The following is a 13,218-nucleotide window of genomic DNA, read 5'->3' as shown; positions in this document are numbered from 1 at the left end:
GCCCGGCGCCGGCCCCGCGCCGGCGCACGGCAACCCGCGGCTCGCCGCCGCGCCGCGCGGGAGCGAAGCATGAAGGCCCTGGTCACCCATCCCGGCCTGCAGCACTCGCACCAGATGGCGCAGGCCCTGTACGAGCGCGACATGCTCAAGCAATACTGGTCCGGCGTGCCGGTGCGCGCGCCGGGCGAGGCGGCGCCCTGGTGGCTGCCTGCCAGGTACGGCGCCAAGATGCGGGAGGTGGACATACCGCGCGCATTGCGTCGCCACCCGGTCCTCTTTGCCGGCGTGCTGAAGGTCGGGCTCAAGCTCTACACAGGCCGCTCTTCGTCAGCCTATGCCCACCGGATATTCCACCTGTTCGACCAGTGGGTGGCGTCGCACGTCCGGGCGATCAGGCCCGATGTGGTGGTGGCCTACGAAAACTCCGCCGGCAAGACCTTCGCGGCGGCCAGGCGCATCGGCGCGCGCTGCGTGCTGGAGGCGCCTTCCGTGCACCATCGCGCGGCCGAGCAGATGCTGCCAACCCTGGATACGGCCTATCTGCAGCAGATCAATGCGAACAAGGACCGCGAGATCGAACTGGCCGATGTGATCATCACCTGTTCGGCCTTTGCCGCGCAGTCCTATGTCGATGCGGGCGTGCCGGCGGGCAAGCTGCGCCCGATCCTGCTGGGTGCCAGCCTGCCGGGCGACGTCGTGCGCCGCCGTGCGGATGGCGCCTTGCGCTTCGTGTTTGCCGGCGGCGTGACCAGGCGCAAGGCTGTCGATCTGCTGCTGCAGGCTTTCGCCAGGCTGCGCCGCATCCATGCGGACGCGGAGCTGGTGATGGTCGGCGGCATCGATGATGCGGAACTCGGCGCGGCCATCGCGCAGACACCGGGCGTGACCTGCCTGGGCTCGCTGCCGCAGGGCGCGCTGTTCCAGGTGTTCGCCGACGCGGATTGCTTCGTGCTGCCGTCGCGCTTCGACTCCTTCGGCATGGTGGTCGCGGAGGCGCTGGCGTGCGGCACGCCCGCGCTGGTGACCGATCGGGTCGGGGCCAAGGAGATCATCGAGCAGTTCCCGGGTTCCGGCTGGGTCGTTCCGGTCGGCCAGGAGCCCCTGTACGAGCGCATGCTGGAACTGGCGAACCACCGGGATCTGCTGGCGCAAGCCAGGGTGCATGCCGCCGCGGCGGGCAGCACGTTCACCTGGAAGAGGTACCGCCACACCGCGGCGGAAACGGTGGCCGCGCTATGCTGACACAACGCATCGCCCTCCGCGTTCCGAGGCCGGCAGCCGCGCGCAAGCATGTCTCGGTATTCGGCCGTGTCTTCATCCTGGTGTTCGTGACCGCCGTGCTCGAAGGCGCGGCGCGCAAGTGGGTGTCGGACTCCCTGACCACGCCGCTGATCCTGTTGCGCGACCTGCTGGTGATCTACGGCCTCTATCACGCCATGCGCCATGCGGGATTCACGCCGGCACGCCGCACCGTGCGGTTGCTGCTGTGGTGGTCGGCCCTGGTGTGCTTCTGGGGAATGCTTCAGCTTGTCGCCGGCCTCAACTCATGGCCCATCTTCCTGGTCGGGCTGCGCTTCTGGCTGCTCTATCTGTGGTTCGCCTACGCCGCCGCCGAACTGCTGGAGGACCAGGATCTCGTCGCGATCTACAAGGTGTCGATCGGCATGCTGCTCATCATGACGCCGCTGGCCCTGGTGCAGCATTTCCTGCCGCCCGACCACTTCCTGAACCGGCAGATCGAAGGGGATCCCGACCTGGTCTTCCGCGTCACCGGCGACGTGGTGCGGACCACGGGCACCTTCTCCTTCACCATGGGCTATACCGTGTTCCTGGCGATCATCAGTCCCATCGCGCTGGGCGCGGTGTTCGGCGCGCCCAAGCCCGGCGTGTGGGGCAAGCTGCGCGGGCTGGTGATCGTGGGTTGCCTCTTCCTTGCCTCGCTGGTCAGTGGGTCGCGCGCGGCCGTGCTGCTGCTCCCGATCATCTTCGGGGTGGCGTTGCTGTCAAACCTGGTCTTCGGCAAGGGCAAGCGCCGCGGCGCGGCCATGGCGTGGGGCGTGGTCTCCATTCTCATGAGCATGGTGATCCTGGTATTCGTCAGTTCGGCCGTGGATGCGACCCTCGAGCGCTTCAGCTCTGCCGCCGAGCAGGAGGACCTGGGCTCGCGCCTGGAATCGATGTTCTTCGGCGTCAACGATGTGTCCCTCGAGCAGAGCCTGCTGGGCAGCGGGCTGGGGCTGGGCAGCAATCTCGCCAACTATTTCCTGCAGACTGGCCTGCTGTTCATCATCAGCGAGACCGAGACCGGACGCGTCATCGGCGAGATGGGGCTGGTCGGCTATCTCAGCCTCGCACTGAAGGTGCTCATCCTGTTCAACGGCATGCGCTGCGCCATCCGCGTGGCCAGGCGCACCGGCGACACCTTTCTCATCCTGATGTGGACCATCGCCATCTTCGGGCTGACCGCATGGCCGCTGGTCGGCCAGATGACGGCCAACGCGCTCGGCTTCGTATTCGCCGGCATCACGCTGGCCGTCACGCGGCAGGCGACCGACCACCTCTCGCGCACCGGATGAGGCCGAAAGCAGCGCAGGCAAATCAAGATCAATCAGCGGCGGCCACGTCGCACACCATCGCACCTCCATGAAAATCATCCTGTTGGGTCACCCTTCCTTCTTCGGCAGTCACAGCATGGACCGCTTCGCCGCGATGATCGTGGAAGGCATGCGCGCGCGCGGCCACCAGGCCGAACTGTGGAGGCCGGCGGCCGTGATGTGCCGCCTGCCCGCGCGCGAAGGCCTGTCCAAGTGGCTGGGCTATATCGACCAGTACATCCTGTTCCCGATGGTGGCGCTGTGGCGCCTGCGCCGGGTGGACAAGGATGTGCTCCTGGTGCTGGCCGACCATGCGCTCGGGATCTGGATGCCGTTGCTGCGCAACCGCCCGCACGTGGTGCATTGCCACGATTTCATTGCCCTGCGCACGCTTGCGGGAGAGTTTCCCGAGCATGGCCTGTCGCGCAGCGGGCGCACCTACCAGCAATTGATCCGCTGGGGCCTGACCCAGGCCAAGGCCTTCGTCACGGTCTCCAACAAGACCATGCGCGACCTGCGGCGGCTGCATCCCTGTCCGCCCGAAGCGGCCTGGGTGGTGTACAACGGCATGAACTATCCGTTCCGGCGGGTCGGCACCACGCAGGCCCTGGCGTGCCTGCAACGCGCGGGCGTGGCGGCCGACGCGCAAGGCATGCTGGTGCATATCGGCGGCAACCAGTGGTACAAGAACCGCGAGGGCGTGCTCGCGCTCTACCTTGCCTATTGCCGGAAATGCCGGACATCTCCGCTCGCCTTGTGGATGATCGGCGGCGATCCTACCGCGGAGATGCGCGCCGAAGCCGCGCGCGCCGCAGGGCTTGGTGGCAGCGTGCGCTTCCTCACCGGCTTGCCGACGGAAGCCGTGCAGGCGGCTTACTCGCTGGCCGCGGTGATGCTGTTCCCCAGCCTCGAGGAGGGCTTTGGCTGGCCCATCATCGAAGCCATGGCCTGCGGTGCGCCGGTGCTGACCACCAACCGCGCACCCATGACGGAGATCGGCGGCGGCCTGGTGCAGCTGGTGGAGCCGCTGGCGGAGGGCGACATGGAAGGCTGGGCGCAGCGCGCGGCGCACGTACTGGCCGGCATGCTCGCCTGGCCCGCCCAGCGGCGTGCCGAGATTGCCGCGCGCTCCATTGCCTGGGCGAAGCTCTTCTCGGCGGACAAGGCGCTCGATCAGTACGAGAGCATTTACCAGGGCGTGCTGGCCGCGGTGTCGGTGGAAGGGCGCGAATCGGTCGATGCCTGAACGCGCCCCCCATGCGCGCCCGCCGCGGGCCGCGCGCGTTCCGTGCTATTCCCCGCCCAGGCCGGCGGTTGCGGCAGTCCCCTCGGGCTGCGGCCTGGCCAGGGCGAACAGCGCGTTTTCCAGCGCGCCCAGCACCATCTCGCGATCCAGGTGCCGCTCCGCCCAGCGGCGGCCGGCGGCGCCCAGATGCGCGCGCAAGGCAGGCTGGGCCGCCAGTGAATCGATGGCGCCGGCCAGGGCCGCTGCATCGCCGGGAGGCACCAGCACGCCACACTGCGCGACCACGCGGCCAAGCTCTGTGCCGGGCGCCGCGGTAGCGACCACGGGCCGCGCGCTGGCCAGCATGCCAGTCAGCTTAGACGGCATCACCAGGTCGGCGGCACCGGCGCGCTGCGGCAGCAGGTGGATGTCGGCGGCCGCCAGCAGCGAGGCAAACATCTCGGCGGGCTGCAAGGGCAGGAAGCGCACGCGCGGCAGCCCGGCGCATGCGTCTTGCAGCGCGGCGCGTCCGGCGCCGTCGCCGCAGAAGATGAAATGCAGCCTGTCGTGGTCCTTCAGCAGGCGCGCCGCTTCGGCCATGATCTCGAGTCCCTGCTTGGCGCCCATATTGCCGGAGTAGAGGGCCAGCACGGCATCGGCGGGCACATCGAGCGCGCGGCGCGCCAGCGTGGCGCTGGCGATGCTGCCGGCCCCGATCTCGCGCAGGTTGACCCAGTTGGGCAGCAACGCCGCGCGGCGGGCCCCGGCGCCCTTGTCGCGCGCGAGCGAGACCATGGCCTGGGAGATCGACGAGACCCGGTCGAAGCGCGCCATCAGCCGCTGCTCCACGCGCTGCGCCAGGCGGCGTAGCCATGGCTGGCGCAGCAGCCCCAGCGCGAAGGCGGCATCGACCTCGTAGTCCTGCACATGGAGCCAGCTGCGGCAGCCGCTCCAGCGCGCGAACAGCAGCGCGGCCGGCGCGCACATCAGCGGCGGCTCCACCACGAACAGCACGTCCGGGCGCCAGCGCAATTGCAGCATCAGGGCGGGCAGGCTCGACACGGCGAAGCTGGCCAGGTGCAGCAGCCGCGTGATGCCGCCGGGGCGGCACGGCACCCACAGCGGGGCACGCCAGAGCTCTACCCAGTGGCGGCGCTCGCGGCGGTACTGCCACGCGCGGTAGCCATCCCCCACGCGCCAGGCGGGGTAGTACGGCGGCGCGGTGATGACGCGCACCTCGTGGCCGCGCGCGGCCAGCCACTCCGCCTGCTCGCAGGTGTACTYGCCGATGCCGGTCAGCTCGGGCGCGTAGTTGAGGCAGTACATCAGTATCTTCATGAGCGCACAGCTCCGGTGGCGCCGAGGCGATGGCGGCGGGCGCTCAGCCCGTCGCGGCCATGATCCGCACGCAGCCGGCGGCGATGGCGCGGCCCGCGTCGCCGGCCGAGTGCGCCAGCGCGGCCGCCTGGCAGCGCGCGCCGGTGGCCGCGGCATCGCCGAAGTGCACCGGCACCTGCGCCAGGCGGCTGGCCAGCGAGCCCGCATCGCCGGGCTTGAAGTAGAGGCCGGTGACGCCGTCGCGCAGCAGCTCGCCGGCGTCGTCATTGTTTACGCTCACCACCACCGGGCAGCCGTAGCTCAATGCCTCGCGGACCAGCGGGTGCCAGCGCTGGCATGCGTGGGGCAGCACCAGGCAGCTCGCCTTGCGGTATTCGACGGCAATATCGGGCGGCGCCATGGTGCCCAGGAAGCGCACGGAAGTGCCTAGCCGCAGCGTGTCTGCCGCGGCCCGCAAGCGGCCATAGCCGTGTCCCGTGCCGACCAGCGACAGCGTGGCGGCTGGCCATTGCCGGCGTGTCGCCGCGAAGGCGCGCAGCAGCAGCCCCAGGCCGGCGTCATCGTCGAGGGTGCCCACATGGAGATAGTGCGGCGCGTGCTGCGATGGCGCCTGCTCGGCGCGCGCGCGCAGTTCGGCGGCGGCATCGAAGTCCTCCGGCAGCACCGCCGGCGGGCGACACGCAAAGATATTGCGCGGCGGCACGTCGGCGGCGATGGCGCGCGCGCAGCCGCGGTCGGTACCGACGAACACGCCGTGGCAATGGCGCAGCAGTATCGCATCGGCAAACGCGCCCAGGGGCCCTGGCATGGCGGCGAAGGCCGCGCCGTGGAAGAAGGCGGCGCGGCGCCGCTGCATCGCCATGCTGGCCAGCAGCATGGTCCAGTTTTCCAGCCGGGTCTGGCCGGCCAGGATCACCAGCGCGCCGGGACTGAGCGCGATGGCGCGTACCTGCTGCACGCAGCGCCGCCACAGGCCGGCGCCCGCGGCCCCGGCGGGGAAGACGATCTGCCCCGGCCACAGGCTGCCGGCGGGTGCGGCCGCAGGCGTGGCCACCGCGCCGGTGTGCGGGCGGGCCGGCTTGCCGAGATTGCGAAACAACGGCTTCATGTCAGGCCTCCATGCGTTGTGCCGGGGCGCTGCCATGCGCCAGGCATCCGCTTTTCAGTGCATCCAGGTAAGCCAGCCGCAGGCCGTCGCGCAGTGCCACGGCCGGCTGCCAGCCGGTGGCGCCGAGCGCCGTGCAGTCGAGCCGCTTGCGCGGCGTGCCGTCGGGCTTGCGGCTGTCGAAGACGATGTCGCCGCGAAAGCCCACGGTCTGCGCCACCAGTCCCGCCAGCTCGCGGATGCTCACTTCCTCGCTGCTGCCCACGTTGAGGAAGCCGGCCGGCGCCGTCTGGCGGTATGCGTGCGGCGGCAGGGCCATCACGTGCAGGCAGGCCGCGGCGAGGTCGTCGGCGTAGAGGAACTCGCGCAACGGCGCGCCGCTGCCCCACACCGGCACGCACTGCGCGTGCGCCATGCCGGCCTCGTGGAAGCGCCGCAGCAGGCCCGGTATCACGTGGCTGTTGTCAGGGTGGTAGTTGTCGCCGGGACCGTACAGGTTGGTCGGCATCACGCAGCGGTAGTCGGTGCCGTACTGGCGGTTGTAGCTCTCGCACAGCGCGATGCCGGCGATCTTGGCCAGCGCGTAGGGCGCGTTGGTGGGCTCGAGGGGACCGGTCAGCAGCGCGGCTTCGCCGATGGGCTGCGGTGCGAATTTCGGGTAGATGCAGCTCGAGCCGAGGAACAGCAGCCGTGTCACGCCCGCGCGCCAGGCTTCGTGGATGACGTTGGTCGCGATCATCAGGTTCTGCCGGATGAACTCGGCTGGATAGGTGTGGTTGGCATGAATGCCGCCGACCCGGGCGGCTGCCAGGTAGATTTCGTCGATCGCCTCGGTGGCGAAGAAGTGGCGTACCTGCTGCTGATCGGCCAGGTCGAGCCCGGCATGCGCGCGCGTGATGATCTCGGCTTGTCCGCGCGCCTGCAATGCGCGCACGATGGCCGAGCCGACCATGCCGCGGTGTCCCGCCACGAAGACGCGGCGCGGCGACGCGGGGCTGCGCTGAGCGCCGTCGAGGTCATTCATGATGGTCGTAGGCCCGGAAGCCCGCCAGCTTGACGAAGGCATCGCGGCGCGCGGCGGCGAAGTCGGCCTCCACCATCTCGCGCACCAGCGCGGAAAAGCTGGTGCTCGGCGCCCAGCCGAGCTGCTCGCGCGCCTTGCTGGCGTCGCCGAGCAATGTCTCGACTTCGGTCGGGCGGAAGTAGCGCGGATCCACGCGCACGATCACGTCGCCCACCTTGCAGCGCGCCGCCACCGGGCCCGCGCTGCTGTCGATGCCCGCGACCACGCCGGTCTCGCCGGTGCCTTCGCCCTCGAAGCGCACCGCGATGCCAAGCTCGGCCGCCGCGCGCTGCACGAACTCGCGCACGCTGTGCTGCTCGCCGCTGGCGATCACATAGTCCTCGGGCCTGGCCTGCTGCAGCATCAGCCACTGCATTTCCACATAGTCGCGCGCATGGCCCCAGTCGCGCAGCGCGGACAGGTTGCCGAGATAGAGCGTGTCCTGCAGGCCCAGCGCGATGCGCGCGATGGCGCGCGTGATCTTGCGCGTGACGAAGGTCTCGCCGCGCACCGGGCTTTCATGGTTGAACAGGATGCCGTTGCAGGCATACATGCCGTAGGCCTCGCGGTAGTTCACCGTGATCCAGTAGGCGTAAAGCTTGGCGGCTGCGTAGGGGCTGCGCGGATAGAACGGCGTGGCTTCATTCTGCGGGATCGCCCGCACCAGGCCGTACAGCTCGGAGGTCGAAGCCTGGTAGAAGCGCGCCTGCTTTTCCAGCCCGAGGATGCGCACCGCCTCGAGCAGGCGCAGCGTACCCAGCGCATCGGTGTTCGCCGTGTATTCGGGCTCTTCGAACGACACCTGCACGTGGCTCTGCGCGGCGAGGTTGTAGATCTCGTCGGGCTGCGACTGCTGCACCACGCGCACCAGGCTGGCGGTGTCGGTCATGTCGCCGTGGTGCAGGATCAGGCTGCGCCTGGGCGCCTGCGGATCCTGGTAGAGATGGTCGATGCGCTCGGTGTTGAACAGCGAGCTGCGGCGCTTGATGCCGTGCACTTCGTAGCCCTTGGCCAGCAGCAGCTCGCACAGGTAGGCGCCGTCCTGGCCGGTGATGCCGGTGATCAGCGCGCGCCGCGTGCGCTGCGGCGCTACGCTGCCGGCATCGGGCCGCAACTCGCCCGCGGTGAGCCGGCCGAGGGGTTCGAGTTCATGTACGCCCATAGATGTCTGCCATCCGGATGATGTCGTCTTCGCCGAGGTAGGAACCGGACTGGATCTCGATCAGCTCGAGCGGGATCCTGCCGGGGTTTTCGAGGCTGTGCGTCTCGCCGATCGGGATGTAGGTGGACTGGTCTTCGGTCAGCAGGTACTCCACGTCGCCGCGCCGCACCCGCGCCGTGCCCGATACCACCACCCAGTGTTCGGCGCGGTGGTGGTGCATCTGCAGCGACAGCTTGGCACCCGGTTTGACCGAGATGCGCTTGACCTGGTAGCGCGCGCCGTGGTCCACCGCGTCATACGATCCCCATGGCCGGTACACCTGGCGGTGCTGGGTCGCTTCGGGGCGGCCCTGCTTGCGCACCATTTCCACCAGTTGCCTGACGTCCTGGCAATGGTCCTTGTGCACCACCAGCACTACGTCCGGCGTCTCCACCACCATCACGTCGTCCAGCCCGGCCACCGTCACCAGGCGGTGCGAGGCGTGTACCAGGCAGCCCCGCGCGTGGTGGGTGACCACGTCGCCGATCGCCACGTTGCCATCGGCCGTCTTCTCGGCGGCCTTCCATACCGCGTCCCAGGAGCCGACATCGCTCCAGTCGGCCGACAGCGGCGCCATCTGCGCGTCGCGCACGTGCTCCATCACGGCATAGTCGATGGAGTCCGAGCGGCAGGCGGCGAACGAATCGGTGTCGAGGCGGAAGAAGTCCAGGTCGCGGTGACCGCGCACCATGGCCTCTTGCGCGGCCAGCAGGATGTCCGGCGCGAACGCTTCCAGTGCGGCGAGATAGGCCGAGGCGCGGAACAGGAAGATGCCGCTGTTCCAGAAACAGTTGCCTTCCTGCAGGTAGGCCGTGGCGACTTCCAGCGAAGGCTTCTCGACGAAGCGCGTGACCGAGAGCAGCGCCGCGGCATTGCTGGGGATGGCCTTGATGTAGCCATAGCCGGTGGCGGGGAAGGTGGGCACCACGCCCAGCGTGACCACCACGCCGGCGGCGGCCACCGAGCTGGCCGCGCATACGGTCCTGGCGAAGGCGGCGCGGTCGCGGATCAGATGGTCCGAGGGCAGTACCAGCAGTACCGGATCGGTGCCGTCGCCGCGGGCATGCAGTGCGGCCACGGCCGTGGCCGGCGCGGTGTTGCGCGGGTGCGGCTCGAGCATGATGGCGGACAGCTCGCAGCCGGCTTCGCGCGCCTGCTCTGCCACCACGAAGCGGTGCGCTTCGTTGCTGACCAGGATGGGCGCCTGGGCACCGGGGATCTCGCGCAGGCGCAGCAGGGTGTCCTGCAGCAGCGAGTCGCGCCCCAGCAGACGCAGGAATTGCTTGGGATAGCCGTCGCGGGAAAGCGGCCACAGTCGTGAGCCCGCGCCGCCGCAGAGGATGACGGGTACGATCCGGTTGTCGTCAGGCATGGTACAGCTCCTTCACGCAGCACGAGGCCTGGCGCGCGGGGCGGGCCGCGTGACGCGTAGTGAGGAAACTGTATGCCGCACCCGTGGGAGGGACTGTTTGCTAGCACACACACGCTGGCGGCCTGGCGGCGCCGGTGCAGCGGAGGGGGCGGAGGGGGCGGGGAGAAATGCATCGTCCCCGCCGCGGCGGGGACGTGTGGTGCTACGCGCGCGTCGGCGCGACTGCCTGTCAGCGGGCCCAGTAGCCGGGCCGCATCACCCAGCCGCGCGGACCCTGTACCCAGCGCTCGGGCACATAACGCTGGCCCGGGCGGGCATGCCCCCAGTAGCCGCCCCGCCAGTCGTAGCGGTCGCCGCTGGCGACCCAGTGGCCGGGCATCCAGGCCTGGCCTGGCCGGGCTGCCGGGCGCGGCTCGTAGCGCGGCGGCGGCGGCGCGGAGCGTACCTGGGGCGGCGCGCCGTGGTAGCCCGGGGGATAGGCCTGGGCCTGGGCCGGCGAGATGATGCCAAGGGCGGCGCCGGCAGCGAGAGTGTGGGTGCGGTTGGGGGGCGGGCCGCCGCGCGGCGGCACCACGATGCAGGCGGACAGCAGCGCCGCCGCGGTGGAGAGCAGGACAACCAGGGAAATGGCGCGTTTCATGTTTGGGGACTCCGTGACTGGCTTCGCGTTGAACATGGCTCCACTGTAGCCAGCGGCCTGGCGCCGGTGTGCTTGCAGTTGTAAGCCGAGTTCACATTTGCGCGGCCCCGGGCGCTGCGCGCGACACGCTCCGGCGCGCGTCCTGACGGAGGTTGCCAGGCCTTGCCGGCATTGGGCGCGCGGGCATTGCAGTGCACCTCGTCCGCCAGCTGCAAGGCGGGCAAAAACAGGCGCACCGGCGTAATGTGGCGTTACATCGGAAATAATTCGCGCAAAGTTTTGCGCGTGCGGCGGCGCCTGCGCGCTGCCTTTCGCCATCCGTGCCGGCCGTGCTGCACCGCTTGAGGGCGCAACGGCGGGCGGCGGGTGCGCGCCTGCCGTCGTCGTTCCCTGCGGCAGTGCGCCGGCGCCTTGCGCGCCGTGCCGCCGAATGGCATGAACCTTGCGCTTCGCGATTCGTCACGGGAGAACGCCAATGCCTATCCTCCTTGTCGTACTGGTGCTGCAGGCCCTGGTGCCGGGTGCCACCTCGTTCGCCGCGCTTGCGCGCTACGACAGCGCCCGCATTGCCGCCAGCGCCGGGCCGGGCGGGCTGCCCTGACGCCATCCAACACAACACGAGGGGCACGACATGAACCGTAGCGACGTAACCGACCTGATCATCGAAGCCAAGGTCACCAAGGGCATTCGCTGGGCCGACGTGGCCGAGAAGGTCGGCAAGAGCAAAGAGTGGACGACCGCCGCCTGCCTGGGCCAGATGGCCTTCGACGCGCAGGGCGCGCAGGCGGTGATGGAGATCTTCGGCCTGCCGCCCGGGGCCGAGCCCTGGCTGCGCACCGTGCCGTACAAGGGCTCCTTGCCGACGGCCGTGCCGACCGACCCGCTGGTCTACCGTTTCTACGAGCTGATCAGCGTATACGGCAGCACCTTCAAGGCGCTGATCCACGAGGAATTCGGCGACGGCATCATGAGCGCCATCGATTTCCGCATGGACCTCCAGCGCGAGTCCGACCCGAACGGCGACCGCGTGCGCATCGAGATGTCCGGCAAGTTCCTGCCCTACAAGACCTACTGAGCGCGTGGCCAGCGACCGCGCCTTTCGCGCAGAAACGGGTACGCCGCAGAAACGGGTACGCTCCTGGCCCGGCCGGGAGATGGAGCGGAGGCCGGGGCAGGGCCAGGGCCAGGTTCCAGGGGCCATCGACGGTGGCGAGCCGGTGTTCCTTGCCGGTCGGGCCTGCCCGCAGGCTTGGCGGCGCTGTCTGCGCGGTGATATCGCCCCGGACTTCGCTCGCGCGAGGCGGCAGATCACGCCTGCGGGGCTAAATGCATGCCCCAGGAATGCCACGCAGAAACGGGTACGCAATGGCCCCGGACACGCACGCAGAAACGGGTACGCCCCTGGTTTCGGGAGCGCTGCGCGCCGCGCTCGGAGCCCGCTTCAGGCCCCGCTTCAGGCCCCGTACAGCTCGGCCGCCGTGATGCCCACGTGCAGCCGCGTCAGCGGCAGCGGGGGCGGTGCCAGCGACAGCCGCAGCGCTGCGTAGCTGGCCTCGCTCGACAGCCCGTACGGCGCGGCATCGGCATTGTCGAAGGCGTAATAGACCTCGGCAACGCCCGTCATCGTCAACGCGGCCAGGCACATCGGGCACGGATGGCCGCTGGCGTAGACCACCGCCCCCTGCAGGCCTGGCCGGCCCAGCTTGCGGCAGGCCGCGCGGATGGCTTCCATTTCCGCATGGGTGGTGGGGTCGTGGCTGTGCACGATGTCGTTGACGCCGGTGGCGATCACCACGCCGTCCAGCGCCAGCAGCGCGCCGAACGGCCTGCCGCCGCGCGCCCGGTTGGCCTGCGCCAGGCGCACTGCTTCGGCCAGATATCGTTCATGGGCGGACATGGGCTAGCTCCTGGAGGCCGGGCGGACGATGCCGGCCGCCGGCCATGGCACGCGCAAATGTGAAATACATTTCAGATGACATATGAAAAAAACGATATACAATACCCGCGCTGAATTGTGCCGGCGCCTGCCCTACGCCGGCGCGCCAGGGCTGACCTGCAGGGTCACCACCAGCGACTGCAGCACCGACATCGGGATCGGCTTGGAGAACACCCGGATATGCGGCGGGATGCCACCGCGGTCGGCGATCGCGTGCTTGTCCAGCGAGGTGACCACGGCAATGCGGGTGGTGGCGAATTCCTGCTGCGCATCGATGGTGCGGCACAGGCGGAAGCCGTCGATGCCGGGCATGATCAGGTCCAGCACGACCAGGTCGGGTTTGCTGCTGCCGATCAGCAGCAGGCCGTCGTAGCCATTGGTGGCTTCGAGGATCTCGACCCGGGGATCGAGCGCATCGAGCGCCATGCGATAGATCTGCAGCAGGTGTTCGTCATCTTCCACCAGCAGCACGCGAAATGGCCTTGCGGGCGGCGCGGCCGCCGGGCTCGCGGGCGCGGACTGGTGGCGTTGTTCCGCCACCATGCGGTCCACCGCGTCGGCCGGGATGCGGCGATGTCCGCCGTCGGTCTTCCAGGCGGGCAGCCGGCCGTTCTCGACCCACAACTGGACCGTGCGCAGCGAAACGCCAAGCATCTCGGCAGCGGTCCTGGTGGAATAAAAACGCAGATCGGTCATAGAGCCTCTTCACCACTCGCAGGACACCCGGGGGCGAATCTGCGGCGT

At 69.5% G+C, this 13,218-nt stretch carries 13 protein-coding genes; 5 read left to right on the top strand and 8 right to left on the bottom strand.

Features of this window, described 5'->3' with window-relative positions:
* The 3 genes from AC1DK4_RS13005 to AC1DK4_RS12995 form a co-directional block, all read left to right on the top strand.
* Positions 1–1,242, top strand: a 1,242-nt coding sequence (locus AC1DK4_RS13005; RefSeq protein ID WP_477131570.1) for a glycosyltransferase family 4 protein, incomplete at its 5' end; no start/stop codon positions are given.
* A complete protein-coding gene (locus AC1DK4_RS13000; protein WP_441617121.1) occupies positions 1,236–2,576 on the top strand; it encodes a hypothetical protein in 1,341 nt (446 codons plus the stop codon). The genes AC1DK4_RS13005 and AC1DK4_RS13000, both read left to right, overlap by 7 nt.
* Before the next feature lie 67 nt (positions 2,577–2,643).
* Positions 2,644–3,840 (top strand): glycosyltransferase, encoded by a 1,197-nt coding sequence (locus AC1DK4_RS12995; RefSeq protein WP_441617123.1) that lies wholly within the window; start codon positions 2,644–2,646, stop codon positions 3,838–3,840.
* A gap of 45 nt (positions 3,841–3,885) precedes the next feature.
* Here AC1DK4_RS12995 and AC1DK4_RS12990 read toward each other — a convergent pair whose 3' ends face one another.
* The 6 genes from AC1DK4_RS12990 to AC1DK4_RS12965 form a co-directional block, all read right to left on the bottom strand.
* Complete coding sequence (locus tag AC1DK4_RS12990) at positions 3,886–5,157, bottom strand: WcaI family glycosyltransferase (protein WP_477131569.1); 1,272 nt, start codon at positions 5,155–5,157, stop codon at positions 3,886–3,888.
* Positions 5,158–5,200: 43 nt separating this feature from the next.
* Complete coding sequence (locus AC1DK4_RS12985; protein ID WP_441617127.1) at positions 5,201–6,265, bottom strand: glycosyltransferase; 1,065 nt, start codon at positions 6,263–6,265, stop codon at positions 5,201–5,203.
* A gap of 1 nt (position 6,266) precedes the next feature.
* Positions 6,267–7,286, bottom strand: a complete 1,020-nt coding sequence (locus AC1DK4_RS12980) for a GDP-L-fucose synthase family protein (RefSeq protein WP_441617129.1) — start codon at positions 7,284–7,286, stop codon at positions 6,267–6,269.
* A complete protein-coding gene (gene gmd / locus AC1DK4_RS12975) occupies positions 7,279–8,487 on the bottom strand; it encodes a GDP-mannose 4,6-dehydratase (protein ID WP_441617131.1) in 1,209 nt (402 codons plus the stop codon). The genes AC1DK4_RS12980 and gmd overlap by 8 nt, the downstream gene beginning before the upstream one ends.
* Positions 8,474–9,898: a mannose-1-phosphate guanylyltransferase/mannose-6-phosphate isomerase gene (locus tag AC1DK4_RS12970; RefSeq protein WP_441617133.1), complete on the bottom strand. Its 1,425-nt coding sequence runs from the start codon at positions 9,896–9,898 to the stop codon at positions 8,474–8,476. The genes gmd and AC1DK4_RS12970 overlap by 14 nt, the downstream gene beginning before the upstream one ends.
* Positions 9,899–10,127: 229 nt before the next feature.
* Positions 10,128–10,538 (bottom strand): hypothetical protein, encoded by a 411-nt coding sequence (locus AC1DK4_RS12965; protein ID WP_477131568.1) that lies wholly within the window; start codon positions 10,536–10,538, stop codon positions 10,128–10,130.
* A gap of 475 nt (positions 10,539–11,013) precedes the next feature.
* On the opposite strand from AC1DK4_RS12965, the gene AC1DK4_RS12960 reads away from it, so the two are divergent.
* Complete coding sequence (locus AC1DK4_RS12960) at positions 11,014–11,139, top strand: hypothetical protein (RefSeq protein WP_441617137.1); 126 nt, start codon at positions 11,014–11,016, stop codon at positions 11,137–11,139.
* A gap of 30 nt (positions 11,140–11,169) precedes the next feature.
* Positions 11,170–11,613 carry a cyanase gene (cynS, locus tag AC1DK4_RS12955; protein ID WP_441617139.1) on the top strand — a complete coding sequence of 148 codons (444 nt, stop codon included), beginning with the start codon at positions 11,170–11,172 and terminating at the stop codon, positions 11,611–11,613.
* Positions 11,614–11,991: 378 nt separating this feature from the next.
* On the opposite strand, the gene AC1DK4_RS12950 is transcribed toward cynS, so the two are convergent.
* Both AC1DK4_RS12950 and AC1DK4_RS12945 read right to left on the bottom strand, forming a co-directional pair.
* Complete coding sequence (locus tag AC1DK4_RS12950) at positions 11,992–12,435, bottom strand: nucleoside deaminase (RefSeq protein WP_441617141.1); 444 nt, start codon at positions 12,433–12,435, stop codon at positions 11,992–11,994.
* Between the two features lie 132 nt (positions 12,436–12,567).
* On the bottom strand, positions 12,568–13,170 hold the full coding sequence (locus AC1DK4_RS12945; RefSeq protein WP_441617142.1) for a response regulator: 603 nt from the start codon (positions 13,168–13,170) through the stop codon (positions 12,568–12,570).
* Positions 13,171–13,218: the final 48 nt, after the last annotated feature.

It is taken from the genome of Cupriavidus sp. 05N38 (assembly GCF_056397345.1).
This window is presented reverse-complemented; position numbering and strand designations above follow the sequence as displayed.